At 40.0% G+C, this 275-nt stretch carries 1 rRNA gene; it reads left to right on the forward strand.

Annotation, left to right across the window (positions count from 1 at the left end):
* Positions 1–122: 122 nt before the first annotated feature.
* A 5S ribosomal RNA gene (rrf, locus tag A3712_RS24080) occupies positions 123–238 on the forward strand.
* The last annotated feature ends 37 nt before the right edge of the window (positions 239–275 follow it).

The raw sequence follows: 275 nt of genomic DNA on the forward strand, positions 1-275 counted from the left end.
CTTTAAAAAGCAGAGGCAAACAAGAACACTTGAATGAGTTTGAAGAGACAACACTTTTAATAAGCTTTCCAGATTATTTTGCCTTCAGTTTTTAAAAAAGCTGAAAGTAAAAGCAAAATTCGCTTGGCGACCATAGCATTGTGGACCCACCTGATTCCATGCCGAACTCAGAAGTGAAACACAATAGCGCCGATGGTAGTGTGGGGCTTCCCCATGTGAGAGTAGGACATCGCCAGGCTCCAAATTTATTTTCACTTTTCAAAAGTGAAGAAAAA

Origin of the sequence: Vibrio sp. HI00D65 (genome assembly GCF_001635455.1) — a bacterium.
GTDB lineage: Bacteria > Pseudomonadota > Gammaproteobacteria > Enterobacterales > Vibrionaceae > Vibrio.